Source organism: Stenotrophomonas sp. STEN014 (assembly GCF_056760315.1).
This window is the reverse complement of sequence record NZ_JBRREN010000006.1, coordinates 176,848-202,323: the sequence shown is the minus strand read 5'-3', so window position 1 is coordinate 202,323 and position 25,476 is coordinate 176,848. Positions and strand designations below refer to the sequence as shown.

Annotated in this window: 25 protein-coding genes and 2 tRNA genes; 21 read left to right on the top strand and 6 right to left on the bottom strand. The window is 65.1% G+C overall.

What is annotated here, in order from left to right:
- Positions 1-23: 23 nt before the first annotated feature.
- On the bottom strand, positions 24-299 hold the full coding sequence (locus ACVOMC_RS10620; protein WP_054658898.1) for a polyhydroxyalkanoic acid system family protein: 276 nt from the start codon (positions 297-299) through the stop codon (positions 24-26).
- Positions 300-419: 120 nt separating this feature from the next.
- Between ACVOMC_RS10620 and ACVOMC_RS10615 the strand changes: the two genes are divergently transcribed.
- From ACVOMC_RS10615 to aroA, 4 genes are all read left to right on the top strand, one after another.
- A complete protein-coding gene (locus ACVOMC_RS10615) occupies positions 420-1,223 on the top strand; it encodes an FHA domain-containing protein (protein WP_057506412.1) in 804 nt (267 codons plus the stop codon).
- A 141-nt stretch (positions 1,224-1,364) separates the two neighbouring features.
- Complete coding sequence (gene serC / locus ACVOMC_RS10610; RefSeq protein WP_481523907.1) at positions 1,365-2,450, top strand: 3-phosphoserine/phosphohydroxythreonine transaminase; 1,086 nt, start codon at positions 1,365-1,367, stop codon at positions 2,448-2,450.
- A 54-nt stretch (positions 2,451-2,504) separates the two neighbouring features.
- On the top strand, positions 2,505-3,704 hold the full coding sequence (gene pheA / locus ACVOMC_RS10605; RefSeq protein WP_481523906.1) for a prephenate dehydratase: 1,200 nt from the start codon (positions 2,505-2,507) through the stop codon (positions 3,702-3,704).
- Positions 3,705-3,839: 135 nt separating this feature from the next.
- Complete coding sequence (gene aroA / locus ACVOMC_RS10600) at positions 3,840-5,153, top strand: 3-phosphoshikimate 1-carboxyvinyltransferase (protein WP_481523905.1); 1,314 nt, start codon at positions 3,840-3,842, stop codon at positions 5,151-5,153.
- A gap of 111 nt (positions 5,154-5,264) precedes the next feature.
- On the opposite strand, the gene ACVOMC_RS10595 is transcribed toward aroA, so the two are convergent.
- On the bottom strand, positions 5,265-5,921 hold the full coding sequence (locus ACVOMC_RS10595) for an energy transducer TonB (protein WP_481523943.1): 657 nt from the start codon (positions 5,919-5,921) through the stop codon (positions 5,265-5,267).
- A gap of 113 nt (positions 5,922-6,034) precedes the next feature.
- Here ACVOMC_RS10595 and serS point away from each other — a divergent pair, with 113 nt between their 5' ends.
- The 6 genes from serS (at position 6,035) to ACVOMC_RS10565 (ending at position 10,767) form a co-directional block, all read left to right on the top strand.
- Positions 6,035-7,312: a serine--tRNA ligase gene (gene serS, locus ACVOMC_RS10590; protein WP_481523904.1), complete on the top strand. Its 1,278-nt coding sequence runs from the start codon at positions 6,035-6,037 to the stop codon at positions 7,310-7,312.
- Positions 7,313-7,509: 197 nt separating this feature from the next.
- Positions 7,510-8,502: a LysR substrate-binding domain-containing protein gene (locus tag ACVOMC_RS10585; protein ID WP_481523903.1), complete on the top strand. Its 993-nt coding sequence runs from the start codon at positions 7,510-7,512 to the stop codon at positions 8,500-8,502.
- A 68-nt stretch (positions 8,503-8,570) separates the two neighbouring features.
- Positions 8,571-8,660: transfer RNA gene (locus tag ACVOMC_RS10580), tRNA-Ser, on the top strand.
- A gap of 74 nt (positions 8,661-8,734) precedes the next feature.
- On the top strand, positions 8,735-9,241 hold the full coding sequence (tadA, locus tag ACVOMC_RS10575; RefSeq protein WP_054657629.1) for a tRNA adenosine(34) deaminase TadA: 507 nt from the start codon (positions 8,735-8,737) through the stop codon (positions 9,239-9,241).
- Positions 9,242-9,331: 90 nt separating this feature from the next.
- Positions 9,332-9,907, top strand: a complete 576-nt coding sequence (orn, locus tag ACVOMC_RS10570) for an oligoribonuclease (RefSeq protein ID WP_481523902.1) — start codon at positions 9,332-9,334, stop codon at positions 9,905-9,907.
- A 5-nt stretch (positions 9,908-9,912) separates the two neighbouring features.
- The gene (locus tag ACVOMC_RS10565) at positions 9,913-10,767 is read left to right on the top strand and encodes an EcsC family protein (protein ID WP_481523901.1); all 855 of its coding nucleotides are present in this window, start codon (positions 9,913-9,915) and stop codon (positions 10,765-10,767) included.
- Between the two features lie 129 nt (positions 10,768-10,896).
- On the opposite strand, the gene ppsA is transcribed toward ACVOMC_RS10565, so the two are convergent.
- Complete coding sequence (gene ppsA / locus ACVOMC_RS10560) at positions 10,897-13,272, bottom strand: phosphoenolpyruvate synthase (protein WP_481523900.1); 2,376 nt, start codon at positions 13,270-13,272, stop codon at positions 10,897-10,899.
- Between the two features lie 195 nt (positions 13,273-13,467).
- Between ppsA and ppsR the strand changes: the two genes are divergently transcribed.
- From ppsR to ACVOMC_RS10505, 11 genes are all read left to right on the top strand, one after another.
- Positions 13,468-14,289: a posphoenolpyruvate synthetase regulatory kinase/phosphorylase PpsR gene (gene ppsR / locus ACVOMC_RS10555; RefSeq protein ID WP_054657634.1), complete on the top strand. Its 822-nt coding sequence runs from the start codon at positions 13,468-13,470 to the stop codon at positions 14,287-14,289.
- 59 nt (positions 14,290-14,348) lie between these two features.
- Positions 14,349-14,906 (top strand): DUF1249 domain-containing protein, encoded by a 558-nt coding sequence (locus ACVOMC_RS10550; RefSeq protein ID WP_481523899.1) that lies wholly within the window; start codon positions 14,349-14,351, stop codon positions 14,904-14,906.
- An 8-nt stretch (positions 14,907-14,914) separates the two neighbouring features.
- Positions 14,915-15,403: an NUDIX hydrolase gene (locus ACVOMC_RS10545; protein WP_481523898.1), complete on the top strand. Its 489-nt coding sequence runs from the start codon at positions 14,915-14,917 to the stop codon at positions 15,401-15,403.
- 110 nt (positions 15,404-15,513) lie between these two features.
- Positions 15,514-16,128 carry a CDP-alcohol phosphatidyltransferase family protein gene (locus ACVOMC_RS10540; protein ID WP_481523897.1) on the top strand — a complete coding sequence of 205 codons (615 nt, stop codon included), beginning with the start codon at positions 15,514-15,516 and terminating at the stop codon, positions 16,126-16,128.
- Complete coding sequence (gene phaE / locus ACVOMC_RS10535) at positions 16,044-17,267, top strand: class III poly(R)-hydroxyalkanoic acid synthase subunit PhaE (protein ID WP_481523896.1); 1,224 nt, start codon at positions 16,044-16,046, stop codon at positions 17,265-17,267. The genes ACVOMC_RS10540 and phaE overlap by 85 nt, the downstream gene beginning before the upstream one ends.
- Complete coding sequence (locus ACVOMC_RS10530) at positions 17,264-18,331, top strand: class III poly(R)-hydroxyalkanoic acid synthase subunit PhaC (RefSeq protein ID WP_481523895.1); 1,068 nt, start codon at positions 17,264-17,266, stop codon at positions 18,329-18,331. The genes phaE and ACVOMC_RS10530 overlap by 4 nt, the downstream gene beginning before the upstream one ends.
- Positions 18,328-18,702 (top strand): YfeK family protein, encoded by a 375-nt coding sequence (locus tag ACVOMC_RS10525; RefSeq protein WP_481523894.1) that lies wholly within the window; start codon positions 18,328-18,330, stop codon positions 18,700-18,702. The genes ACVOMC_RS10530 and ACVOMC_RS10525 overlap by 4 nt, the downstream gene beginning before the upstream one ends.
- 43 nt (positions 18,703-18,745) lie before the next feature.
- Positions 18,746-19,207 (top strand): hypothetical protein, encoded by a 462-nt coding sequence (locus ACVOMC_RS10520; protein WP_481523893.1) that lies wholly within the window; start codon positions 18,746-18,748, stop codon positions 19,205-19,207.
- 134 nt (positions 19,208-19,341) lie between these two features.
- Positions 19,342-19,557 (top strand): hypothetical protein, encoded by a 216-nt coding sequence (locus tag ACVOMC_RS10515; protein WP_481523892.1) that lies wholly within the window; start codon positions 19,342-19,344, stop codon positions 19,555-19,557.
- Between the two features lie 113 nt (positions 19,558-19,670).
- Positions 19,671-22,043, top strand: coding sequence for a Tex family protein (locus tag ACVOMC_RS10510; protein WP_481523891.1), 2,373 nt, complete (start codon positions 19,671-19,673; stop codon positions 22,041-22,043).
- Positions 22,044-22,207: 164 nt separating this feature from the next.
- Positions 22,208-22,294: transfer RNA gene (locus tag ACVOMC_RS10505), tRNA-Leu, on the top strand.
- Between the two features lie 241 nt (positions 22,295-22,535).
- Here ACVOMC_RS10505 and ACVOMC_RS10500 read toward each other — a convergent pair.
- The 3 genes from ACVOMC_RS10500 to ACVOMC_RS10490 form a co-directional block, all read right to left on the bottom strand.
- Positions 22,536-23,099, bottom strand: a complete 564-nt coding sequence (locus tag ACVOMC_RS10500; protein WP_481523890.1) for a fasciclin domain-containing protein — start codon at positions 23,097-23,099, stop codon at positions 22,536-22,538.
- Positions 23,100-23,241: 142 nt separating this feature from the next.
- Positions 23,242-24,027, bottom strand: coding sequence for a hypothetical protein (locus ACVOMC_RS10495; protein ID WP_481523889.1), 786 nt, complete (start codon positions 24,025-24,027; stop codon positions 23,242-23,244).
- A 353-nt stretch (positions 24,028-24,380) separates the two neighbouring features.
- Positions 24,381-25,460, bottom strand: a complete 1,080-nt coding sequence (locus ACVOMC_RS10490; protein ID WP_481523888.1) for an SAM-dependent methyltransferase — start codon at positions 25,458-25,460, stop codon at positions 24,381-24,383.
- Positions 25,461-25,476: the final 16 nt, after the last annotated feature.

The window sequence follows — 25,476 nt, the reverse complement described above, 5'->3', positions numbered from 1 at the left end:
TGCATTGCGTGAGGGCGCCGGGTTCAGCCGAGTTTTTCCGCCAGCACCCGTTGGATCTCCGATTCCACCATGCCCTTCATGGCCGACAGCAGAAAGCCCAGCTCGGCTTTCACCCGCACCGCGCCCGGCAGCAGTTCGATGGCGCCATCAACCCCGGAGCGGACGAAATACAGGGTCTGGCCCTCCCAGCGGGCGGTCACTTCAAAACGTTCTTCCAGCTTCTGGGCGACTTCTGCGATGGCGGTGCGCGCGCCTTCGTCGGACAGGGAATGGGGGTGACGGATATCAATGGTAGACATGGAGAGGCTCCCGGCAGACCGGCGATAAAGACAAGGTGCGGCATTGTGCGGACTGTGGCGACGCAGTCCAAGTCCCGCGGCCATCTTCTGCATGTCCGGGTGAACTGATAATCTGCGACAGTGCGCACACTGCAAGTCCACTTCAGCAACCGTCAGCAACCCGATCAGCCTCTGAAGCCGGGCGTGCAGCGTATCGTCCGGCACGCGACCGGCCAGGTCGGCCTCGGGGATGACCGTGTCGGCCCTCTGTTGCTCGCGCAGTTCTGCGTGGACCAGCGCGGGGTCTGGCTACAGGTGGCCAGTGGCACCCGCGGCATCCATGTCAACGGCCGGCCGGTCCGGCGCATGGCGTTGCTGCGGGCCGGGGATGCGGTCTATGCCGACGGTGCCGAGATGCTGTTGCGCGGGGAATGCGAGCCGGTGACACACCCGCCCGCGCCACAGGCCGCCAGCGACGAGGACATGCGCGTGCTGCTGCGCGGTGTGGGCGGGCGCTATCACGGCCGCTGCTTCACGCTAGACCAGCCGCGCACGATCGGCAGCGATCCGCACAGCGATATCCTCATCGATGAGCCGGCTTTCGCCGATAGTCATGCGCGGCTGGAGCGCCACGGCGAGAAAGTGCTGTTGCGTGATCTGGGCTCGGCCGAGGGAACCCAGGTCAACGGGGTGACTGTGCGGCATTGCTGGCTGCAGGCCGGCGATCAGCTGGTGTTCGAAGGCAACCACCGGTTTGTGCTTGAAGTGCCGTTGAACCCGCGCATTCCGGCAAGCCACTTTCCGCAAAGCGAGGAGCGCGAGACGGCCGAGCCGGCTGATGCGTCGATGCCGGAGCGGCGCCCGCGGCGCTGGCCGTGGCTGCTGCTCAGTGCGCTGTTGCTGGGTGCCGCGATCAGCGCGCTGCTGCTGTTCGGCGCCCGCTGATTAGGCGGGCTGGCGGTGCGTGAGCTGCATCGCCGGGGCGATCCGGATCGCCGCTGCAGATGCATGCAAATGCAACTTTTTTAGCGTCCCCCAAGCCTGCTGCGCTGCGGCATACTAGGTCTTCAGCCCAGCAGGTGTGATATGACGCGCGCATTCAATTTCAGTGCCGGCCCCGCGACGTTGCCCGAAACGGTTCTGCGCCAGGCGCAGGCGGAAATGTTGGAATGGAACGGCGTGGGCGCGTCCATTGTCGAGATCAGTCACCGCAGCGCCGATTTCATGGCCGTCGCGGCCCAGGCAGATGCCGACCTGCGCACGCTGATCGGCATTCCCGATGACTATGCCGTGCTGTTTCTGGGCGGCGGCGCCACCACCCAGCAGGCGTTGCTGCCGTTGAATTTCGCCGCGCCCGGCCAGCGCGTGGACTATGTGCTTACCGGCCACTGGGGCAAGACCGCGGTGAAGCAGGCCCGGCCCTACGTGGATGTGCACATCGCCGCCAGCAGTGAGGCCGGCGGCTTCCGTGACATTCCGGCGCCGGCGCAGTGGCAGCTGTCCAACGATGCGGCCTACGTGCACATCACCGCCAATGAAACCATCCACGGCGTCGAATTCCGCGACGTTCCGGACGTGGGCGGGGTGCCGCTGATCGCCGATTTCAGTTCCTCGATCGCCTCCGAGCCGATCGACGTGTCGCGTTACGGGGTGATCTATGCCGGTGCGCAGAAGAACCTGGGGCCGGTCGGGATCACGGTGGTCATCATCCGTCGCGACCTGCTCGAGCGCGCCGGCCAGCCGCGCGCGGACATCTTCGACTACCGCTCGCACGTGGCCCGCGACTCGATGCTCAACACGCCGCCGACCTGGAACTGGTACCTGGCGGGGCTGATGTTCAAGTGGATGCTGGCGCAGGGCGGGGTGGAGGCGTTCGCCCGCCTCAGCCAGGCCAAATCGGCGCTGGTGTACGAGGCGATCGACAACTCCGGCGGCTTCTACCGCAACGACGTCGTCGCGGCCGTGCGCTCGCGGATGAACATCCCGTTCTTCCTGCCCGATGACGAACTCAATGCGCGTTTCGTCAGCGAGTCCAAGCGCGCCGGATTGCTCGCGCTGAAAGGTCACAACGCGGTCGGCGGCATCCGCGCCTCGCTGTACAACGCCATGCCGCTGGAAGGCGCGCAGGCGCTGGCGGCGTTCATGCGCGACTTCCAGCAGCGCAACGGCTGATTTTTCCCATTCCGCCGGGCGCACAGGCGCCGGCTCGTAACAGACGGTGATTCCATGGCTTCAAAGCCCCGTAAACCGGCAGCAGACTCTGCACCGCGCAGCACCAAGACCAAGAAAGCTGTTGTCAGCAAGAAGCCCAAAGCACTGAAGAAGGACACGCAGCCGGCCATCGCCGCGCCGGTACTGTCGGATGTGCGCGCCAAGATCGACCACATCGACCGCAGCATCCAGGCGCTGATCGCCGAGCGTGCACAGTTCGCCCACCAGGTCGGCAAGGCCAAGGGCAAGCTGGCCGCGGCCGTGGACTACTACCGGCCCGAGCGCGAGGCGCAGGTGCTGCGCATGGTGGTGGACCGCAACGAAGGCCCGCTCAGCGACGAGGTGCTGGTGCATGTCTATCGCGAGATCATGTCGGCCTGCCTTGCCCAGCAGGAGCCGCTGAAGGTCGGTTACCTCGGGCCGGAAGGCACGTTCACCCAGCAGGCGATGCTCAAGCATTTCGGCCGCTCGGCCCTGGGCCTGCCGTTGTCGAGCATCGAGGAGGTGTTCCAGGAAGTGGAGGCCGGAAATGCCGACTTTGGCGTTGTGCCGGTGGAGAACTCCGGGCAGGGCACCATCCAGATCACCCTGGACATGTTCCTGACATCCAACCTGAAGATCTGTGGCGAGGTCGAGCTGCGCGTGCAGCAGTACCTGATGTCGCGCACGGGCCGGCTGGAGGATATCGAGCGCATCTATGCCCACCCGCAGGCGTTCATGCAGACCTCGTCGTGGTTGCGCGCCAATCTGCCGAAGGTGGAAAAGCTGCCGGTGTCGAGCAACGCCGAGGGCGCGCGCCGTGCGCGCAACGCCGATGACGCCGCGGCAATCGGTGGCGAGAGCGCCATCCATGCCTATGGACTGAAGAAGGTCGTCACCAAACCGATCCAGAACGATGCCGACAACACCACCCGGTTCCTGGTGATCGGCCGCCAGATCTTCCCGTCCTCCGGCCACGACCGTACCTCGGTGCTGGTCTACATCCACGACAAGCCCGGCGCGCTGTTCGATGTGCTCAGCCCGTTCGCCCGCCACGGCATCAGCATGAACCGCATCGAATCGCGGCCCTCGCATCAGGCCAAGTGGGAGTACGGCTTCTTCATCGACCTGGCCGGCCATGTCGAGGATCCGGCGATGCAGGCCGCGCTGGCGGAGCTGCAGACCCATTCGGCGCAGATCAAGGTGCTCGGCTCCTATCCGGTGGCCGTGCCCTGACCGATGCCATCGGTGGCGCCCTGCTGGCGGCAGCTCCGCCGGCAGCTATGCCGCCCTCCCTTTCGTTCTGATGGCCGGGAATTCCGGCTTTGATTGGCCCGCGCACTGGCGCGGGCGGCTACCACAGGAAGCAGCATGACCGATTCTCTGTACTGGATTGCACGCAAAGGCTCGGCCCTGCAGGGCACGCTGGATATTCCCGGCGACAAGTCGGTCTCGCACCGGGCGGTGATGTTTGCCGCATTGGCGGACGGTGTCTCGCATATCGATGGCTTTCTCGAAGGCGAGGACACCCGCGCCACCGCCTCGATCTTTGCGCAGATGGGGGTGCGTTTTGAAACCCCGTCGCCCTCGCAGCGCATCGTGCATGGCGTGGGCGTGGATGGCCTGAAGGCGCCCCAGGGTGAGCTGGATTGCGGCAACGCCGGCACCGGCATGCGCCTGCTGGCGGGTCTGCTGGCCGGGCAGCCGTTCGACACCACGCTGGTGGGCGATGCGTCGCTGTCCAAGCGGCCGATGCGTCGGGTGACCGGGCCGCTGGCAAAGATGGGCGCACGTATCGATACCCAGGCCGATGGCACGCCGCCGCTGCACATCCATGGCGGGCAGACTCTGCACGGCATCGACTACGAGCTGCCGGTGGCCAGCGCCCAGGTGAAGTCGGCGGTGCTGCTGGCCGGGCTGTATGCACAGGGCGAGACCTCGGTGGTCGAGCCGCATCCCACCCGCGACTACACCGAGCGCATGCTGCGCGCGTTCGGCGTCGAGATCGCGTTCTCCCCGGGCAGGGCGCGCCTGCGCGGCGGTCAGCGGTTGCGCGCGACCGATATCGCGGTCCCGGCGGACTTCTCCTCCTCGGCGTTCTTCATCGTCGCCGCCAGCATTATTCCGGGCTCCCAGGTGCGGCTGCGCTCGGTCGGACTCAATCCGCGCCGTACCGGTCTGCTGACCGCGTTGCGCCTGATGGGCGCGGACATCACCGAGGAGAACCATGCCGAGCATGGCGGCGAGCCGGTGGCGGATCTGGTGGTGCGTTACGCGCCGCTGCAGGGCGCGGAGATTCCCGAGTCGGTGGTGCCGGACATGATCGACGAGTTCCCGGCGCTGTTTGTCGCCGCTGCAGCAGCTTCTGGCCAGACCGTGGTGCGGGGTGCCGCCGAGCTGCGGGTCAAGGAGTCGGACCGTCTGGCGGCGATGGCCACCGGCCTGCGCTCACTGGGCCTGCGCGTGGATGAAACCGAGGATGGCGCCACGATCCACGGTGGCCCGGTGGGCAGTGGCACTATCGAAAGCCACGGCGATCACCGCATCTCGATGGCCTTTGCCATCGCCGGCCAGCTCAGTACCGGGGAGGTACGGATCAACGATGTAGCCAACGTGGCGACCTCTTTCCCGGGTTTTGACGAGCTTGCCAGCGGTGCCGGCTTCGGGCTCAGCGTCCTGTCCTGAAGTCATCCGGAATCCGGGCCGCACTGGCAACGGTGCGGCCCGGGCGCAAGCCGAACCCGGGTGCATCCCCGGAGCGGCATCCGCCGGGTTGGCGAATCTACGGAGTCCCGCTTACTGCGCGGGCTTGAAATCGAAGGGAATCTCCAGGGTTCCCTGCATCGGCTGCCCGTTGCTCTGCGCCGGCTGGAAACGCCAGTTGCGCACGGCGTCCAAGGCGGCGCGATCCAGATCACGCGAGCCGCTGCGCTGGATGATCTTCACATCCAGCGGCACACCGCGCGTATCGACCAACGCCTGCACCACGACCGTCCCGCTGTCGCCGCGACGCAGCGCTGCGGGCGGGTAGGTCGGGGCTGGACTCTGATCCGGCAGCGGCACGGGCCGGTCGGTCGGCGTGTCCGCGACTGGGGCAGGGGCCGTCTGGGCCGGTGGCGGAGCCGGTTCGGCTTCGACGATGGGTTGCGGTGACGGGGGCGGTGCGGTTTCCACCAGCTGCGGCGCTTCTCCGGCCGCCTCCGGACGCGATTCGGGCATGTCGCTGGCGCCGGCACCGGCAGGAAGTGGCGCGGGCAGCGGAGCGGGCTCGGCAACCTCCGTTTGCGGCTGGGCGGGGCCTGCACGGTAGAAATCATTGTTCCTGCGTGCGTTGAGCCAGACCACGAAAAACAGCAGGAGGCCTGCGCAAAAAGCGATGCCGGCGATTTTCAGGCTGCTGCGCGGCAGCTGGAAGGTGACATTCTGCCCGGAGCGGGAACTGTGTGCTGACATGGACTGGGCCCGTTTCAAGTGGCCGATTCTTGCACAGGAACAATGAATCGCGCGGCAGAGAATGGCGGTTCGGGCGATAATCGCACTCCACACCCGTACACAGTGCCGCCTCCATGCTTGATCCCGCCCTTCTTCGCCAGCAGCCCGCCGAACTTGCCGAACGCCTGCGTGTCACACGCGGCTACGATCTGGATGTGGCGGCGTTTGAAGCCCTCGAGGCTGATCGCAAGCGTATCCAAGTGCGCACCCAGGAACTGCAGAGCCTGCGCAACAGCCGCTCCAAGGCGATCGGCCATGCCAAGGCCAAGGGGGAAGACGTCTCGGCGATCATGGCCGAGGTGGCGGCGTTTGCCGATGAGCTGAAGGCTTCGGAAATCCAGCTGGACGAGCTGCGCGAGAAGATCGAAGCACTGTCGCTGGGCATTCCCAATGTGCCGGCCGACGACGTACCGCTTGGCAAGGATGAAAGCGAGAACGTGGAGCAGCTGCGCTGGGGCACGCCGCGCGCGTTCGACTTTCCGGTGCTGGACCATGTCGAGCTCGGCGCGCGCAACCACGGGCTGGACGCGGAAACCGCTGCCAAGCTCTCCGGGGCGCGCTTCACCGTGCTGCGTGGCCAGGTCGCGCGCCTGCACCGTGCACTGGGGCAGTTCATGCTGGATCTGCACGTCAATGCCCACGGCTACGAGGAAACCAACGTGCCGGTGCTGGTCAATGCCGATTCGCTGCGCGGTACCGGCCAGCTGCCCAAGTTCGAGGAGGATCTGTTCAAGACCACGCTGGGCGAATCCACCCGCTATCTGATTCCGACCTCCGAAGTGCCGCTGAGCAACATCGTCCGCGACGAGATCATCGATGGCGAGCGCCTGCCGCTGCGCATGACCGCCCATTCGATGTGCTTCCGTTCCGAGGCCGGCAGCGGCGGTCGCGACGTGCGCGGCATGATCCGCCAGCACCAGTTCGAGAAGGTCGAACTGGTCAGCATCTGCAAGCCCGAAGACAGCGAAGCCGAACACCAGCGCATGACCGGGTGCGCCGAAGCCGTGCTGCAGCAGCTGGGCTTGCCGTACCGCAAGGTGCTGCTGTGCACCGGCGACATGGGTTTCTCGGCGATCAAGACCTATGACCTGGAAGTCTGGCTGCCGTCGCAGCAGACCTATCGCGAGATTTCCTCGTGCTCCAACTGCGGTGATTTCCAGGCCCGCCGCATGCAGGCACGCTGGCGCAATGCCGCCGGCAAGCCGGAGCTGGCACACACCCTGAACGGCTCGGGTGTGGCGGTGGGGCGGGCGATGATCGCGGTGATGGAGAACTACCAGAACGCGGACGGCTCCATCACGGTTCCGGACGTGCTGCGTGCGTACATGGGCGGAATCGAGCGCATCGGCTGAGCCCGCCGTATCGGCCCGAATTAACAAAGAGCCCGCCGTGATGCGGGCTTTTTTGTGACCGCCAGCTTCGGGCTCGAGACCACTCGCTGGAGGATGGCGGTCAATCCGCCAAATACAGGACCGTTTGAGGATTGATTTGCAGATTCGGGACAAAGGTGTTTGAATTCCACCACTCGTTCTATTTGTGGAATTACCCCATGCAGGATCTCAACGACCTCTACTACTTCGCGATGGTCGTGGACCACGGCGGTTTCGCCGCGGCGGAGCGCGCGTTGGGTATCCCCAAATCCCGCCTGAGCCGGCGCATCAGCCAGCTGGAAACCGAACTGGGCGTGCGCCTGCTGCAGCGCTCCACCCGCCGCTTCGCCGTCACCGATGTCGGCATGAGCGTGCATCGCCATGCGCAGACCATGCTGGCCGAGGCGCAGGCCGCACGCGAGGTGGTGGATCGGCTCAGTGCCGAGCCGCGCGGGCTGGTCCGTGCCAGCGTTCCGGTGTCGCTGGCGCAGATGCAACTGCCGCGCCTGCTGCCTAGATTCCTCGAGCAATACCCGAAGGTGCGACTGCAGCTCAATATCAGCAACCGCCGGGTGGACATCATCAACGAGGGCTATGACGTCGCCCTGCGCGTGCGTTCGCGGCTGGATGACGATGGCAGCCTGGTGATGCGCAGCTTCGGCCAGGTGCAGGAGCTGCTGGTCGCAAGTCCCGCCTATCTGGATCGCGCCGGTCGCCCGGCCACCCCGGAGGAGCTGGCCAGCCATGTCACCCTGAGCATCAGCGAGGACGAGGCGCGCCAACGCTGGGAACTGCATGGCCCCAACGGGGCGGTCAGCCGCGTGGACCTGCAGCCGCGGGTGGCCGGCTTTGATTTCCCGCTGCTGCAGTCGATGGTGAAAGACGGCTTCGGAATCACCATGCTGCCGGAAACCGTGTGCGCCGAGGCCGTGCGCAACGGCGAGCTGGAGGTGGTGCTGCCGGACTGGTCGCTGCCGCAGGGCATCTGCCATGCGGTGTTCGCCTCGCGCCGCGGCCTGCTGCCGGCAGTGCGCGTGTTCATCGACTTCCTCGCCGAACACCTGCCGCCGGAACTGGAGGCCTCGCGGCTGGATTGCGGTGGCGCCTGCGAGCGGGCCAAGGAAAAGATCCGCGCCTCGACAATCGGCGCGCTCGCCGTGGACGCGGGTTGAACAAAAACGGTGCAGGCATGCGAGAATGCGCACCCGGATCGGCGCGGCTGGATCGCGCCGGACGACACGGGCAGATGGCCGAGCGGTTTAAGGCACCGGTCTTGAAAACCGGCGAAGGGTCAAACCTTCCGTGGGTTCGAATCCCACTCTGCCCGCCATAACCTTCCCGCCCTCCGTTTCTTGCGGGGTTCGGACCCTCTGGCGTCCGGAGCCAGGCACCGTGACTTCTGCGATGACCGACGATCTCAGCACCGCCCCGGTGGACGAGCACTGGATGCGCCATGCGCTGGCGCTGGCGGATCGTGCGCAACGCGAGTTCGATGAGATCCCGGTGGGCGCGGTGCTGGTCGGCAGTGATGGCCAGCTGCTGGGCGAGGGCTGGAACCTCAACATCATCAATCACGACCCCAGCGCCCACGCCGAGATCATGGCCATGCGCGAGGCCGGCAAGCGGCTGGGCAATCACCGTCTGATTGGCTGCACCCTTTACGTCACGCTCGAGCCATGCGCGATGTGTGCGATGGCGCTGGTGCATGCACGGGTCGCGCGCGTGGTGTTCGCGGCCACCGACCCGAAGACGGGCGCGTGCGGCAGCGTGTTCGACCTGGTCGCCGATCCGCGCCACAACCATCGCGTACAGGTCTGCGGCGGGGTTCTGGCCAAAGACGCCAGCTTGCGCCTGACCAATTATTTCCGCGCCAAGCGCGGGCGTCCGTTGCTGTCGCCGGACGATATTTGACGCAGCGGTGCGTGGCGGCCGGCGTATCATGTGCGCCTGGATATTCCGGCCCGGCAAAGATATTGTCCGGCCCACTGCACGAGGTATTACATGGCGGACAACAGCGCAGGCAACGACCGGTTGATCTGGATTGATCTGGAAATGACCGGGCTCGATACCGACAACGATTCGATCATCGAGATCGCCACCGTCGTCACCGACGCCCAGTTGAATGTGCTGGCTGAAGGGCCGGAGTTCGCCATCTCGCACCCGCTGGCGACGCTGGAAGCGATGGACGAGTGGAACCGCAACCAGCACCAGCGCTCGGGCCTGTGGCAACGCGTACTGGACAGCACCCTGACCCTGGGACAGGCCGAGGCGCAGACCATCGTGTTCCTGCAGGAGTGGATCAAGGCCGGTGCTTCCCCGATGTGTGGCAACTCGATCTGCCAGGACCGGCGCTTCCTGCACCGGCAGATGCCGCGACTGGAGAAATATTTCCACTACCGTAATCTGGATGTGTCCACGATCAAGGAGCTCGCCAAGCGCTGGGCCCCTGCAGTGGCCGCCGGGGTGAGCAAGACCTCCAGCCATACCGCGCTGAGTGATGTGAAGGACTCCATCGCCGAGCTGCGCCACTACCGGCAGTTCATGGGCGCGCTGGCGGGGTTGCCGGCCGCAGGCTGATTGGCATGAATGTCCCCGCGATCCGCCTGCAGGATGACGTCCACGACTGGGCCGACCTGCAGCGTGCGGTGGCGTTGCTGGAAGCGCCCACCCTGACGGCCAAGGTGGCCAATCTGGTAGGCTCGCCGTTGGAATTTGCCGTACGCAAGCTGCCGGCATCGGTGTCTTCCCGGATCCACAGTGTCACCGAGGCGGCCCTGTACAAAGCCGCGCAAACGGCGCTGTGGAGCATGGATCGCGAGCAACCGGGAAAAACGGCATCGCCGCGCCTGCACAAACTGGCGGCCGCTGCGTCCGGCGCGTTGGGGGGATTGGGCGGGCTGCCTGCATTGGCGGTGGAATTGCCCCTGTCGACGACGATCATCATGCGTGCGGTGGCCGATATCGCCCGCAGCGAAGGGTTCGACCTGAACGATTTCGCCACCCGTCAGGCCTGTCTGGAGGTGTTCGCATTGGGCGGCAATACCGGCAGGGATGACGCCAGCGAAACCGGCTATTACCTGGCGCGCGGCTTCACCACCGAAGTGATGCGGCATCTGTCGGCGGAGCTTGCCGGCACGGCGGTTGGCGGCGGCCACGGTGTAATCCTCGGCCTCGCTCCGAAGGAGGCGGGCAAGTGGCTGGCAAAGATCGTGGAGAAGATCGCCACCCGTTTCGGGGTTGTGGTCACGGAGAAATTCGCCGCACAGGCGGTGCCGATCATCGGCGCGGTCGCTGGCGCGACCTTGAACACCATGTTCACCAGTTACTACCAGGATATGGCGCGCGGCCACTTCATCGTCAGGCGGCTGGAGCGCGAATACGGTTTTGAACCGGTACGGCTGAGCTATCAGGCGCTGGCTGGTTACATGACGGGCTGAAGCCGGCAATACAGGCCTGCATTGGCAGCCGGTACTGGAAAATGGCGCCCCTGCAACACCGCATCGGCGGACGGCAGGCCAAAACAAAACCCCGCCGGAGCGGGGTTTTGTCTGTCAGGGCCGGGGAGGTCAGCTGTTGGCCTTGAGCTTGGCCAGGCGCAACCAGGTGTCGACCACCGTGTCCGGGTTCAGCGACACCGACTCGATGCCTTCCTGCATCAGCCATTCGGCCAGATCCGGATGGTCGGACGGCCCCTGGCCGCAGATGCCGACGTACTTGCCCTTGGCGCGTGCGCTCTTGATGGCCATCGACAGCAGCTTCTTGACCGCCGGGTTCCGCTCGTCGAACAGGTGGGCGACGATCGAGGAATCGCGGTCCAGGCCCAGGGTGAGCTGGGTCAGGTCATTGGAGCCGATCGAGAAGCCGTCGAAGATCTCCAGGAATTCATCGGCCAGCAGCGCGTTGGACGGCACTTCGCACATCATGATGATCTTCAGGCCGTTCTCGCCCTGCTTCAGGCCATTGGCGGCGAGCACTTCCACCACCTTGCGGCCTTCTTCCAGGGTGCGCACGAACGGGATCATCACCCACAGGTTCTCCAGGCCCATCTCGTTGCGCACGCGCAACACGGCCTGGCATTCCAGCGCGAAGGCCTTGGAGAAGCTCGGGTCGACGTAGCGGCTGGCGCCGCGGAAGCCGATCATCGGGTTCTCTTCGTGCGGCTCGTAGTTGCTGCCGCCGATCAGGTTGGCGTACTCGTTGGACTTGAAGTCCGACAGGCGCACGATCACTGGATTCGGTGCGACCGAGGCGGTGAGGGTAGCGATACCCTCGGCCAGGCGGTCCACATAGAAGCTCACCGGATCCTTGTAGCCGGCAATCTTCTCGTCGATCTTCTTGCGGGTGGCCGCATCCTGACGGTCGTATTCCAGCAGCGCATTCGGGTGGATGCCGATGTGGCTGGCGATGATCATTTCCAGGCGGGCCAGGCCGATGCCGGCATTGGGCAGCTGACCGAAGTCGAAGGCCCGTTCCGGGTTGGCCACGTTCATCATGATCTTGAGCGGTGCCGGCGGCATGTTCTCAAGGTCGGTGGTGGTGCGCTCGAAGGCCAGCTTGCCGGCGTAGATGAAGCCGGTATCGCCTTCGGCGCAGCTCACCGTCACTTCCTGGCCGTCCTGGATCAGGCTCAGCGCATTGCCGGTCCCGACCACGGCCGGAACGCCCAGCTCGCGGGCGATGATCGCCGCATGGCAGGTGCGGCCGCCGCGGTTGGTGACGATGGCCGAGGCGCGCTTCATCACCGGCTCCCAGTCGGGGTCGGTCATGTCGGCGACCAGTACGTCGCCGGGCTGCACGCGGTTCATGTCATCCAGCGAACGGACCACGCGGGCGACGCCGGCGCCGATCTTCTGGCCGATGGCACGGCCTTCAGCAATCACCTCACCCTTGGCCTGCAGCGCATAACGCTCCATCTGGGTGGCCTTGGCACGCGATTTCACGGTTTCCGGGCGGGCCTGGACGATGAACAGCTTGCCGGATACCCCGTCCTTGGCCCACTCGATATCCATCGGGCGGCCGTAGTGCTTTTCGATGACCAGTGCCTGCTTGGACAGCTCCTGGACATCTTCATCGCTGATCGAGAACGTGCCGCGCAGTTCGGCCGGGGTGTCCTCGATCTTGACGCGCTCGCCCGGGACGTCCGAATAAACCATGCGGATGGCCTTGGAGCCCAGCGAGCGGCGCAGGATCGCCGGCTTGCCGGCCGTCAGGGTGGGCTTGTAGACGTAGAACTCGTCCGGGTTGACCGCGCCTTGCACGACCATTTCACCCAGACCGAAGGACGAGGTCACAAACACCACGTCACGGAAACCGGACTCGGTGTCCAGGGTGAACAGCACGCCGGAAGCGCCAACGCCCGAGCGCACCATCAGCTGCACACCGGCGGAGAGGAACACGTCCTCGTGCTTGAAGCCGTGGTGGACGCGGTAGGCGATGGCGCGGTCGTTGTACAGCGAGGCGAACACTTCCTTGACCTTGTGCACGACGTCGTCGGCCCCGGTCACGTTCAGGAAGGTTTCCTGTTGGCCGGCGAAGGACGCGTCGGGCAGGTCTTCGGCGGTGGCCGAGGAGCGCACGGCCACGGCCACCTCACCGCCGCCGTTGTCGGCGCACAGTTTGGCGTAGGCGTCGCGGATGTCGGTGTCCAGCTGCGGCTGCAGCGGGGCATCGATGACCCAGCCGCGGATCTCCTTGCCGGCGGCGGTCAGCGCATTGACATCCTCGACGTCCAGCGTTGCCAGCTTGTCGAAGATGCGCTTGGACAGGTCGTTATGGGCGATGAAGTCCTTGAACGCTTCGGACGTCGTGGCATAACCACCGGGCACCGAGACACCCAAGCCGGCCAGGTTGCCGATCATCTCGCCGAGCGAGGAATTCTTGCCACCCACGCGGGCCAGGTCGGCCAGGCGCAGCTCATGCAACCACAGGATATTCTCGTTCAAGCGCGATGCTCCGTTGAGGCCATCGCCCGAGGCGGGCTTGGATGGCCACGTCCGTAGGAAGAAGCCAATATGATGCAGCGCACACCTGGGCGGCACAAGCTTGTGACAGCGCTTTGTCTTGTGCTTGTCTTTTCCGGGACAGGCGATGGCTGCCGGCCTGACCCGGGGTCATCATCACAACTTTGAGGAGCGGATATGGCGGCGATTCGGCCGGTTTTCTATGTTTCCGACGGCACCGGCATCACCGCCGAGACGGTGGGGCACAGTCTGTTGACCCAGTTCACAGGCTTCAGTTTCGTCACGGATCGCATGTCGTTCGTCGACGATGTCGACAAGGCGCACGACGCCGCCGCGCGCATCCGGGCCGCGGGAGAGCGCTACCAGGTGCGGCCGATCGTGATCAGTTCCTGCGTGGATTCCGACCTCGGCGCGATCCTGAACGAGAGCGGCGCGCTGGTGCTGGATGTGTTTGCGCCCTTTATCGGCCTGCTGGAAAGCGAGCTCGACGCCACCCGCCATTCGCGGGTGGGACAGGCGCACGGCATGGTCGATTTCGACACCTACCACCGGCGTATCAACGCGATGAACTACGCGCTCAGCCACGACGATGGCATCGCGGTGAACTACGATGAGGCCGACGTGATCCTGGTGGCGGTATCGCGCGCCGGCAAGACGCCGACCTGCATCTATCTGGCAATGCACTACGGCATCCGGGCGGCGAACTACCCGTTGACCGACGAGGATCTGGAGCATGACCGGCTGCCACCGCGGCTGCGTCCTTATCGCAGCAAGTTGTTCGGCCTGACCATCGATCCGGAACGGCTGCAGCAGATCCGCCAGGAGCGCCGGCCCAATTCGCGGTATGCCAGTGCGGAGACGTGCAAACGCGAGGTCGCCATGGCCGAGAAGATGTTCCGCGCCGAACGGATTCCGACGTTGAGCACCACCCATACCTCGATCGAGGAAATCTCCAGCAAAGTGCTGGGCACGCTGGGACTGCAACGGGAAATGTTCTGAAGCCCCCGCCGGGCAGCGCCATGCTGCCCGGTTCGCGGCACAGCGTGTAGGATCGAAACATGACCCGCGCACTGTCCCGCATCGACCGCATTCCCAAGCTGAGCCGTCTTGGCTGGCTGATGGGGCTGTATGCGGAAAACTATGTCCACCTGATGCGCCTGTTTGCACCGGATCACCTGCAGCCCGGCTGCCATGTGTCATCCATTGGCGATGGGCTGGATGTGCGGCTGGATGTCATCGAGTGCCACCGCTATACGGTCGAGCTGCGCATGACCTATGACATCTGCGACCCGCTGACCGGCGAGCCCGATCCTTCGGCCTATCTGCGGCTGTATCGGGACGCGCGCCAGGCCGAGACCACGCATTGCTATGTTGGCCGTCGCTGGCAGGACGTGATGGGGATGTATCCGCCAGCCGATGAGCTGATCAGCCATCGCCTGCGCATGAACACCTTTCTGGGCAAATGGCTGGAGTACCTGGCCGAGCGCGGTCATGGGGTGGCGACGTTGCAATGCTTCCCCGGCACCCCGCACGCGGCGCGCGATCCAGCCACGCTCTGCAGCACCGCTGAGTCGCGGGAGTGGATCGGTCATAATGGTCGACCCTGCCGGTCGTGACTCTGCTGATGCCTTACACCCCGATTCTCGCCACGCTTGGTTATGTGCTGTCGGCAGATGGCCGCCAGGCATTGATGATCCATCGCAACACGCGCCCCGGCGACATCCACCTGGGCAAGTACAACGGGCTGGGCGGCAAGATGGAGCCTGATGAGGACATCCTGGCCTGCATGCACCGTGAGATCCGCGAGGAAGCGGGTATCGAGTGCGGCACCACGCGCCTGCGCGGGACCATCAGCTGGCCGGGCTTCGGCAAGCAGGGTGAGGACTGGTTTGCTTTCATTTTCGTCATCGACGATTACACCGGTACGCCGCTGGACGCCAATCCGGAAGGCACGCTGGAATGGGTGCCGGTCGACCAGCTCGAATCGCTGCCGCTGTGGGAGGGCGACCGCCACTTCCTGCCACTGGTGTTCGATACTGACCCGCGCCCATTCCATGGCGTGATGCCCTACCGCGATGGACGTATGCAGTCATGGAACTACACCCGGCTTTGAGTGGCAGCGCCGCGGTCCATGACGACTGTTCGTGCAAATAGCGAAGCGCGCATTCGCGAAATTCGCGAAATTCGCGTTAGGCTGATGCGGTTCCGGCCAAAAGATCCGATATGAAGCGCCACTTTTCGATGCTCCGTGAATTCCAGCTCGCCGATTGGTTCACGCTCGGCAATGCCTTCTGCGGCACTGGCGCGGTGTTCGCCGCGATGCGCTTCTTGCAGGACGGGCAGCGTGGCTTTTTGATGTTCGGCATGGCGCTGATTCCGCTGGCTTTCATCTTCGACGCCTTGGATGGACGCGTGGCCCGCTGGCGCCAGTCCTCGTCCACGCTCGGGCGCGAACTGGATTCGCTGGCTGATGTCATCTCCTTCGGCGTCGCACCGGCCGCACTGGCTTATGCCTGCGGCATGCAGGGCGGCTGGGACTGGATGGTGCTGAGCTATTTCGTCTGTTGCGGTGTCAGCCGGCTGGCCCGCTACAACGTCACCGCCGAGGCCTTGTCCGGGGATTCGGACAAGGTCCCTTATTTCGAAGGTACGCCGATTCCCACCAGTCTGGCTCTGGTGATCTTGCTGGCGGTTGCCGCGCACTTCCAGGCCATCGGCCCGGCGCTCTGGGGCGGCAGCTGGCAGCTGGGGCCGTGGCAGCTGCATCCTCTGGTGCTGCTGTTCGCGCTGTCGGGTTCGCTGATGATCAGCAAGACACTGCGTATCCCCAAGCCCTGACACGGCCGCCGGGTGGCATTGTTATGATCCCCGGATACTCCGGGAGTGGATCGATGGCAGCGCCAGGCAACAACGACAGCAAGGGTTTCGAGGAGGGTATGCGCCGCCATTGGGAGGCCTGGACCCAGGCCATGCAGGGCCAGGGCGCCGCAGCCACCGCCGACTTCCCGTGGCGCGAAAGCATCGAGCAGTGGACCCGGCTGGTTACCACTGACACTCCGGCGGAGGTCCAGGAACTGGGTGCGCGTTTCCAGCACCAGGCTGGTGACTGGCTGGCGGCGATGCAGCAGGTGGCGGCACGCTTCGCCGGCCGTGATACCAGTGCCGCCGAGGTGGCTGGCGCCTGGCGCGACGCGGTGCAAGGGCAGGGCGATGATCTGCTGCGCTGGATGCTGGAGGCCGCCCGGGGAGGCAGCGCACTCAACGACCAGCCATGGGTTCGCGAGTTCGCGCGCGCGGCGCAAACCGGCTTCGGTGGCGAATGGCTCAATTCTCCCTTGTTCGGCCCGGCCCGCGAGCACCAGGCGCGCTGGCAGGCGCTGCTGAAAATCCAGCAGGACTATCAGGCGCGGGCCGAGGCTTATATCGATTTGATCCGCACGGTTCTGGACGACGCATTCAAGCGCTTCGAGGCCAAGCTCGCCGAGCACGAATCTTCCGGAAGCCAGCTGACCAGCGCCCGGGCGATGTTCGATCTGTGGATCGATGCCGCCGAGGACGCGTACGCAAAAATGGCGCTGTCGGAAGAGTTCCAGCGTATTTACGGGGAACTGGCCAACGCGCAAATGCGCCTGCGTGCGGCATCGCAAAGCGAACTTGAGCGCGCCTGCGAGGCGATGGGCGTGCCCACGCGCAGCGAGATGGATACCGCGCACCGCCGCATCACCGAGCTGGAGCGCCAGCTCCGGCGTTTGCTGGAGGCAACCGCGCGTACCACTGAGGCCCCGGCTTCGGTGGCACCGGCAGCCCGATCGCGCAGCACATCCGCAGCGAAGGCCGCACCGAAAGCCCCGAAAGCCTCCAAAAAAGCGGCAGCAAAAGCAACGCCGGCAAAGGTCGAATCGCCGCAGGCCAAACCGCGGGAGAAGGTGGGCGCGACCAGGAAACAGCCGCCGGCCCGCGGTGAGGGCAAGGCATGAAAGGGCCACTGGGATTTGGCAGCGATGACCTGCTGCAGGAGACCCTGCAATGGCAGCGCAAACTGCTGGATGGCCTGAAGCTGCTGCCACAGGTGGAAGACGTCAATTACGGTGTCACCGAGCGCCAGGAAGTATGGAGTGACGGCAAGGTCAAACTGTACCGGTTCCTGGGAGAACACCCCAAAGGGGACCTGCCCCCGCTGCTGATCGTCTATGCCCTGGTCAATCGCCCGTACATGGTCGATCTGCAGGATGGCCGTTCGCTGGTGCAGAAGCTGCTCGCCTTGGGGCAGGACGTCTATGTGCTGGACTGGGGGTACCCGGACCGCTCCGAACGTTTTCTCACCTTAGAAGATTACCTGCTGCGCTACATCGACGGCGCGGTGGATCACCTTCGCGCGCAGCAGCGCGGCGCGCCGGTGAACCTGCTCGGCATCTGTCAGGGTGGCGTGTTCTCGCTGTGTTACAGCGCGCTGCGGCCGCACAAAGTGCGCAATCTGATCACGATGGTGACGCCGGTGGATTTCCATACGCCCGACAACATGCTGTCGCATTGGGCGCGCCACGTGGATGTGGATCTTTTCGTCGATACGCTGGGCAACATCCCGGCAGATCTGATGAATGCCAGCTACCTGATGCTCAAGCCCTTCCGCCTGAACGTGCAGAAGTACGTGGGGCTGATGGACATCCTGGACGACAAGCAGGCGCTGGAGGATTTCCTGCGCATGGAAAAATGGATCTTCGATTCACCGGACCTTGCCGGCGAAGCGTTCCGCCAGTTCGTCAAACAGTTCTACCAGGCCAATGGATTGATGGAAGGAAGCATCCTCATCGGCGAGGAAGCGGTGGACCTGGCCCAGCTGCAGATGCCGTTGCTGAACATCTATGCCGAGCAGGACCATCTGGTGCCGCCCGCCGCATCACGGGCGATGCGGGATCGGGTGGGTAGCCGCGACTACACGGAACTGGGGTTTCGCGGGGGGCATATCGGCATCTATGTGTCAGGCCGGGCACAACGCGAGGTTCCTGGCGCGATCCATCAATGGCTGAGCGAACGCGCATGAACCGTTGGACGGTGCTGTGGATATGCGCGGTCCTGATGGCCACGCCAATGCGCGCGCAGGCCGCCCCCACTGCAACCACGCAACGCGAAATCGCAGGACTGATGCAGGCGCTGGAAAATTCCGGCTGCCGCTTCCAACGCAATGGCAGCTGGTATGGCCCCGGCGAGGCACGCGCGCATCTGCAGCGCAAATACGACTACCTGCTCAAACGTGACCTGGTGGGCAGTAGCGAGCAGTTCATCGAACGCGCGGCCAGCCGCAGCAGCCTGAGTGGCCGGCCTTACCGGGTTGCGTGTCCGGATGCTCCCGAGCAGGACGCGGCGGCATGGTTCCAGCACACGCTGCGGCAGTTGCGCGCACCGTCACCCTGATGGCCGGCATTCGGGCGCGCGGTGATTGCGGGGCGAGGGCGTGATGACCGGTCACACGCCGTCCTTGCGGTGGGGATTGCGTGCCTTGCAGGGGCTTGGCGCGTTGTGGACGCTCCCTAATTCCCTTCTCGGCCTGGCTGCGGGCCTGGCCGGATGCGTTGCCGGCGCGCGCGCCTACTGGAGTCCGCGCGACTGTGCACTGGTGTTCAGCCACTGGCCCTGGGGGCCGGGGGGTGCAATCACCTTCGGCATGGTGATCCTGCATACCGGTGACAATCTCGACGGGCTGTGCGCGACCTATGAACATCGGGCCGGACACTGCGAGCATCCCCGCGTGCGACTGGGAGACCATGAACGTGCACATGTATTCCAGTACATGGTGCTGGGGCCGCTGTTCCTGCCGCTCTATCTGCTTTGCGGTGGTGTCAGTGTGCGCAATCCTTTCGAACGTGCGGCGGATCGCTATGCACTCAGCGGCCGCGGCTGGTGGCCGGGGCGTCACTGAACTTATGTGAAGGTTCGCCCTGTTTTGATACGGCAACACCACGGTCATGAAGCGTCAACGCGATCTGTACATCCTTCTAACGTGCCGCCGAGTAAGGTGGCTGGGTTCTGGTTTCTGGAGGAGTACCAACCACCATGGCGGTTGTTCTTTATATCGGTGGCAGCAAGGATGGCGACAAGGGCGTGGTGCCCTACGGTTTCAGCAAGACCCGCGCGGACACGGAGCAAGGTCCGGAGTTCTATGTGGAGCGGATGATGGATGTGAACGGTAGAGGGCGGGTGCGTGTGATGGTGCTGGAGGATCTGCGCGACGAAATCGCCATCCAACGGCTGAGCCAGTACCTGGGGTGAGTGAGCTTGCCGCGCGCCGGGCAACAGGTCCGGAGCCTGCTGTCAACGGCTTCCGCTGACAGCCATGCGTTGCCAGAATGGCTCACCTGTCATCGTGGTTTCCGCATCAAGCAATGCAAGACATCAAGCTCGCGCAGCACATTGCGCAGACCATCGCTGCCGAGATCGGCGCAGATCCGTCACAGGCCAAGGCCGCCATCGCCCTGCTGGACGAGGGGGCGAGCGTTCCGTTCATCGCGCGCTACCGCAAGGAAGCTACCGGTGGCCTGGATGACACACAGCTGCGCAATCTGGAAGTACGCCTGACCTATCTGCGCGAGCTGGAGGATCGTCGTGCCGCGGTGCTGGCCAGCATCCAGGAACAAGGCAAGCTGACCGACGAGTTGCGCAGCGAGATTGCCGGGGCCGATACCAAGTCCCGACTGGAAGACCTGTATCTGCCGTACAAGCCCAAGCGCCGCACCCGTGCCCAGATCGCCCGCGAAGCCGGGCTGGAGCCACTGGCCGATGGCCTGCTGTCCGATCCTGCACTGGACCCACAGGTTTTCGCCGCTGGATTCGTTGATGCCGACAAGGGGGTGGCCGATACCAAGGCGGCGCTGGAAGGCGCACGCGCCATCCTGATGGAACGGTGGGGCGAGGATGCGGCACTGGTCGGTGAATTGCGCCAGTGGCTGGCTGAAACCGGCGTCATCCGCGCCCGCGTGGTCGAGGGCAAGGAGGCCGACGGCGCCAAATACCGTGACTACTTCGACCATGCCGAATCGCTGGCGAAGATTCCCTCGCATCGCCTGCTGGCGCTGTTCCGCGCGCGCCGCGAGGAATTCCTGTTTCTCGAACTGGACCCGGGCGGCGATGCCGAAGCCGGGCACCAGTACGCCGAAGGACGCGTGGCCTACAACGCCGGCATCGCCGACAAGGGGCGGGCTGCCGATCGCTGGCTGCTCGACGCCTGTCGCCTGACCTGGCGCGCCAAGCTGCACATGCACCTGCTGCTGGATCTGTTCAACCAGGCGCGCGAGAAGGCCGAAGCGGAAGCAATCGCGGTGTTCGGTGACAACCTCAAGGATCTGCTGCTGGCCGCTCCGGCCGGACCCAAGACAGTCCTGGGGCTTGACCCCGGCATCCGTACCGGCTGCAAGATCGCCGTGGTCGATGCCACCGGCAAGCTGGTCGCGACCGAGACCATCTATCCGCACGAGCCGCGCCGGCAGTGGGAGCAGTCGCTGCAGACGCTCAAGCACCTGTGCGCCAAGCACAACGTCGAGCTGATCGCGATCGGCAACGGTACCGCCAGCCGCGAAACCGACAAGCTCGCGGGTGAGGTCATCGCGGCCTGTGCCAATCCCAGACTGCAGAAGGTGGTGGTCAGCGAAGCCGGTGCATCGGTCTATTCGGCGTCGGAGTTCGCCGCCAAGGAGTTCCCTGAGCTGGACGTGTCGCTGCGCGGCGCCGTTTCCATCGCCCGGCGCCTGCAGGATCCGTTGGCCGAACTGGTCAAGATCGAGCCCAAGGCCATTGGCGTGGGCCAGTACCAGCATGACGTGGACCAGTACCGGCTGGCCAAGGCACTGGATGCACGGGTGGAAGACTGCGTGAATGCCGTGGGCGTATTCGTCAACACCGCCTCGGCGGCATTGCTGTCGCGTGTGTCGGGCCTGTCGCCCAGCGTGGCGGAAAATATCGTGCGCCATCGTGACGAAAATGGCCCGTTCAAGCGCCGCAAGGAACTGCTCAAGGTGCCGCGCCTGGGCGACAAGACGTTCGAACAGTGCGCTGGATTCCTGCGTATCGCCGATGGTGATGAACCGCTGGATGCGTCGGCGGTGCATCCGGAAGCCTATCCGGTGGTCGAGCGCATCGTCTCCGCCGCTGACCGGCCGATCAAGGCCCTGCTTGGTGATGGCAGCTATCTGCGCAGCCTGAAACCCGAGCAGTTCACCGACGACAAATTCGGTGTGCCAACCGTGCGCGACATCCTCAGGGAACTGGAAAAGCCCGGCCGCGATCCGCGTCCGGAATTCAAGGCGGCGCGCTTTGCCGAGGGCGTGGAAGACATCAAGGACCTGCGTGAGGGCATGATTCTGGAAGGCGTGGTCAGCAATGTCGCCGCGTTTGGCGCATTCGTCGACATCGGCGTGCACCAGGATGGGTTGATCCATATCTCCGCACTGTCGGACACCTTCGTCAAAGATCCGCGCGATGTGGTCAAGGCCGGCGATATCGTCAAGGTCAAGGTGCTGGAAGTGGATGTGCCGCGCAAACGCATCGCGTTGACCCGCCGGCTGGACGATGCCACCGGCCCGGCCCGGCCTGAAGAGCGGGCGCCGCGCCGCGATGGGCAAGGCGCCGGCCCGCGTCGCGATAACGGCAACCGCGGCGGAGCCGGCCGCGGAAGCAACACCGGAAGTCGTCCGGGCGTCACTTCCGCCCCTGCCAACAACGCGCTTGCCGATGCGTTCGCCCGGGCCCGGCGCGGTGGCTGATTGCAGCAGATTGGCCGCCGAGAGTCTCCCCACGCAGACAGTCCCCGCACCACAGCGGGGCGGCAGCACGGTGACAAGGCAGGAGTCACCGGGAGATTTTTCAGGATTTAAGTGAAATCTTGCTGCCCAAGCGGAAAAGCTCAGCTATAATCGCCGGCCAGCCAGCCGAAGTGGCGGAATCGGTAGACGCAGCGGATTCAAAATCCGCCGCCCTTAAAAGCGTGTGGGTTCGAGTCCCACCTTCGGCACCAAGCATGTAAAACGCCCCTCGTCGACAACGACTTGGGGCGTTTTTGTTTATGCAGCACCGGGGGGCGATTGCGAAAGACGCTGCAGTCTTCGACGGGTTGCACAGGTCCAAGCGGGTTTCGCGGTGCGGCTACTCGGCCAGCGTCCGATCTCCTGCCTGATAACCTCGCCCCTGCAGGACACCGGGATCGGCATCCAGCAACCGTGGCCAGCGACAGTCGCAGGCCACGGTTGACCACGCGCTTACTTCGGCATCAGCACGCTGTCGACCACGTGCACCACGCCGTTGGACTGCATGACATCGGCGGTAGTGACCGCGGATTTGCCACCCTTGGCATCTACCACCCAGACTTTCCCGTCTTTCAGTTCGACGGTCAGTTCCTCACCCTGCACCGTCTTCAAGGTGCTGCTGCCGCCCTGGCTGCTTGCGGCGGCGACCAGCTGGCTGGAAGGGTGCGTGCCCGGTACCACGTGATAGGTCAGGATGCCGGTCAGCGTGCCCTTGTTTTCGGGCTTGAGCAGGGTATCGACCGTGCCCTGCGGGAGCTTGGCGAACGCCTCGTTGGTGGGAGCGAACACGGTGAACGGGCCCTTTCCGGCGAGCGTGTCCACCAGCCCGGCGGCCTTCAACGCAGCTACCAGGGTGCTGAGTTCACTGGTGTTGGAAGCGGTCTCGACGATGGTCTTCTGTGCACCCATCGCTGCGCCACCCGTGGCCGGATTGCCGGCGGCGAAAGCGGAAGGAACGGTGGCACCGGCGAGCGCGAGGCCGGCGGCGATGGCAAGACGCTGGATCTGGATACGCATGTTCAAGTCCTCATGGATATCGCCTCCGGTCGGAGGCAGGGGGAAAACGCAGCCTTGGCTGCGGTTGTTGTCGATCGGCAACCGCACCGTCCGTGCACCACGTGGCAGCGTTAACGGTGCAGCCGTTGAAACAGCGTCCGGATCAGAAGTCCCAGCGGGCGGCGACGCTCATCGGCACCGAAATCCGCTTGGCATCGTTGTTGATGCTGCCCAGGCCGAGCCCACCGATATCGGCGTCATCACCGCTGAGCTTGTCGACGTAGCGAACGCCGGCCTGCGCGGTAAAGCTGAAGGTCTCGCCGACCGGAATGATCACGCCCACATCCAGACCACCGGACGCGGACCAGGTCTTCTTGGTGAAGCGTGCATCCGGAATGGAAATGGCGGCATCCGGAATATCGAACGAGGCGTTGATGGCGTCGGTGTGCGTCGCGCCGATGCGGGCGGCAAGGAAAGGACGCGCAGCGCCCGGCTGCATGAAGAAACGGCGGTAGCCGAACTCGGCGCCGTAGCTCTTGTAGGCGCTGAAACGGCCGTACACCGGCAGCTCGGTGTCCAGCGCCGGCACGAAGGCGCCGCCCACCTGCACGCGACCGGGCGAGGCATAGCTGTAACGCACCTGTCCGAACAGCTCGGCGCTGTCGCTCAGGCCATAGCCCATTTCCAGGCCGTAGGTGTCGGCCAGGCCATAGATGCGGTCATGGCTGCGCGACTGGATACGCAGCTCGGCACTGACCCCTGCCAGCGCAGGGTTGAGCGGTCCGAGGTCGGGCACGGGCGCGGTGGCACCGCCGTGCACGTCGCCGCTGGTCGGCATGTCAACGCCACCGAAGGCGGAAAAACTCCACTTGCCGGCTTCAACGCCGGATGCGTGGGCAGTAACGGATGCAGCCAGACCGGCAGCGAGAACGACAAAGGCAGACTTCATTGGGGCTCTCCAGGCTGAAAGGGAAGTGCACAGGGTCATGCGTCTTCCAATACGCAGCACGCACACGCTTGGATGCACGCCAATCGCGATCGAAGCCGGAAAATCCATCGGATAGAAGTTGCGGGGTTGGCGTTGACGCGGCGTACACACGCGATAGCCCTAGAACCCACCGCGGTGATCGGTGAAATACGCAGTGCGGTGGCGCCTGCGGCCTACAGCTAGGCCCACCGCCGGTCCGGTTCGGCGGTGTCGGTGATGGCCATCCGGTGGGCCGCCGCAAGGCGTCACGGCGGCGTGCCCGGGGTATGTGGCTGGAAGACGCCGATACCCGCCACGTCATCCCGGCGCGGAACTCAGCGGCGCTGGAACAGGTAGTGCGAGACCATCCACTCCTGGCCGTCGGTATGCCCGAACAGCTCAGCGCAGGCCATCCAGAACATCCGCCAGCGCTGGAACCACAGCCCGGCAGCCTCGCCATAGGCCTGGCGCAGGATCGTCATCACCGCTTCGCGGTTGGCATCCTGGTGCTCCAGCCACTGGTTGGCGGTGCGCTCGTAGTGGGTGCCCTCGACCAGCCACTGCTGCTTGATCGTCAGCGCGTCCTGGAAGTGCAGCAGGGTATCGGCCGCGGGCATCAGCCCGCCGGTGAAGAAGTGGCGGCCCATCCAGTTGTCCGAACCGGCGGTCTCGAACGGGTAGAGCAGGGTGCGGTGCACGAAGATGTGCACGAACAGCTGGCCACCCGGGCGCAGCCAGCTGGCGATGCGGCCAAGCAGGGTGTCGTAGTTGCGCATGTGCTCGAACATCTCCACCGAGACGCAGCGGTCATACGCGGCCTCGGGCAGGGCCAGGTGGTTCACGTCGCGGGTGAGCACCTGCACGTTGTGCAGGCCGCGCTCCTGGCAACGCGCCTCGATGAAGGCGCGCTGGCCGTTGGAGTTGGATACCGCGGTGATGCGCGCGTTCGGGTAGTGCTCGGCCATCCACAGGGTCAGCGAACCCCAGCCGCAGCCCAGCTCGAGGATGTCCTGGCCATCGGCCAGCCCGGCGCGCTCGCAGTACAGCGCCAGCATCGCTTCCTCGGCCTGGGCCAGGGTTTCGTCGCCATTGGGGTAGTAGCAGCACGAATACTTCAGCCGCGGCCCCAGGCAGTGGGTGAAGAAGGCCGGCGGCAGCTCGTAGTGCTGGCTGTTGGCTGCCTCGGTCTCGATCGCCAGCGGGCTCTGGCGCAGCTCCTCCAGGCGCTGGCGCTGGCGCAGCGACTGCGCCTCCACGCCGCCCTCCAGTTCCTCGCTCAGCCGCTGCTCGCACAGGCGGCGGATGCCGGCGCGCACCAGCGCATCGGGCAGCAGGCCACGTTCGGCCAGGCCGAGCAGGCCGGGGGCCGCCCGGTCGGGCGAGAGTTCGTTGCGGTCCAGGGTGGTGGTGGTCATGGCGCGGTCCTCGGCA

Excerpts from the sequence above, each read along its gene's own strand:
- ACVOMC_RS10550 (WP_481523899.1), top strand. The coding sequence starts at position 14,349 with ATGACCCGCGCACTGTCCCGCATCGACCGCATTCCCAAGCTGAGCCGT.
- tadA (WP_054657629.1), top strand. The coding sequence starts at position 8,735 with ATGACCGACGATCTCAGCACCGCCCCGGTGGACGAGCACTGGATGCGC.
- ACVOMC_RS10585 (WP_481523903.1), top strand. The coding sequence starts at position 7,510 with ATGCAGGATCTCAACGACCTCTACTACTTCGCGATGGTCGTGGACCAC.
- ACVOMC_RS10490 (WP_481523888.1), bottom strand. The coding sequence starts at position 25,460 with ATGACCACCACCACCCTGGACCGCAACGAACTCTCGCCCGACCGGGCG.
- ppsR (WP_054657634.1), top strand. The coding sequence starts at position 13,468 with ATGGCGGCGATTCGGCCGGTTTTCTATGTTTCCGACGGCACCGGCATC.
- aroA (WP_481523905.1), top strand. The coding sequence starts at position 3,840 with ATGACCGATTCTCTGTACTGGATTGCACGCAAAGGCTCGGCCCTGCAG.
- orn (WP_481523902.1), top strand. The coding sequence starts at position 9,332 with ATGGCGGACAACAGCGCAGGCAACGACCGGTTGATCTGGATTGATCTG.
- ACVOMC_RS10540 (WP_481523897.1), top strand. The coding sequence starts at position 15,514 with ATGAAGCGCCACTTTTCGATGCTCCGTGAATTCCAGCTCGCCGATTGG.
- ACVOMC_RS10515 (WP_481523892.1), top strand. The coding sequence starts at position 19,342 with ATGGCGGTTGTTCTTTATATCGGTGGCAGCAAGGATGGCGACAAGGGC.
- ACVOMC_RS10500 (WP_481523890.1), bottom strand. The coding sequence starts at position 23,099 with ATGCGTATCCAGATCCAGCGTCTTGCCATCGCCGCCGGCCTCGCGCTC.
- ACVOMC_RS10525 (WP_481523894.1), top strand. The coding sequence starts at position 18,328 with ATGAACCGTTGGACGGTGCTGTGGATATGCGCGGTCCTGATGGCCACG.
- ACVOMC_RS10495 (WP_481523889.1), bottom strand. The coding sequence starts at position 24,027 with ATGAAGTCTGCCTTTGTCGTTCTCGCTGCCGGTCTGGCTGCATCCGTT.
- ACVOMC_RS10510 (WP_481523891.1), top strand. The coding sequence starts at position 19,671 with ATGCAAGACATCAAGCTCGCGCAGCACATTGCGCAGACCATCGCTGCC.
- ACVOMC_RS10545 (WP_481523898.1), top strand. The coding sequence starts at position 14,915 with ATGCCTTACACCCCGATTCTCGCCACGCTTGGTTATGTGCTGTCGGCA.
- ACVOMC_RS10530 (WP_481523895.1), top strand. The coding sequence starts at position 17,264 with ATGAAAGGGCCACTGGGATTTGGCAGCGATGACCTGCTGCAGGAGACC.
- serS (WP_481523904.1), top strand. The coding sequence starts at position 6,035 with ATGCTTGATCCCGCCCTTCTTCGCCAGCAGCCCGCCGAACTTGCCGAA.
- ACVOMC_RS10565 (WP_481523901.1), top strand. The coding sequence starts at position 9,913 with ATGAATGTCCCCGCGATCCGCCTGCAGGATGACGTCCACGACTGGGCC.
- pheA (WP_481523906.1), top strand. The coding sequence starts at position 2,505 with ATGGCTTCAAAGCCCCGTAAACCGGCAGCAGACTCTGCACCGCGCAGC.
- ACVOMC_RS10520 (WP_481523893.1), top strand. The coding sequence starts at position 18,746 with ATGACCGGTCACACGCCGTCCTTGCGGTGGGGATTGCGTGCCTTGCAG.
- ACVOMC_RS10620 (WP_054658898.1), bottom strand. The coding sequence starts at position 299 with ATGTCTACCATTGATATCCGTCACCCCCATTCCCTGTCCGACGAAGGC.
- serC (WP_481523907.1), top strand. The coding sequence starts at position 1,365 with ATGACGCGCGCATTCAATTTCAGTGCCGGCCCCGCGACGTTGCCCGAA.
- ACVOMC_RS10595 (WP_481523943.1), bottom strand. The coding sequence starts at position 5,921 with ATGTCAGCACACAGTTCCCGCTCCGGGCAGAATGTCACCTTCCAGCTG.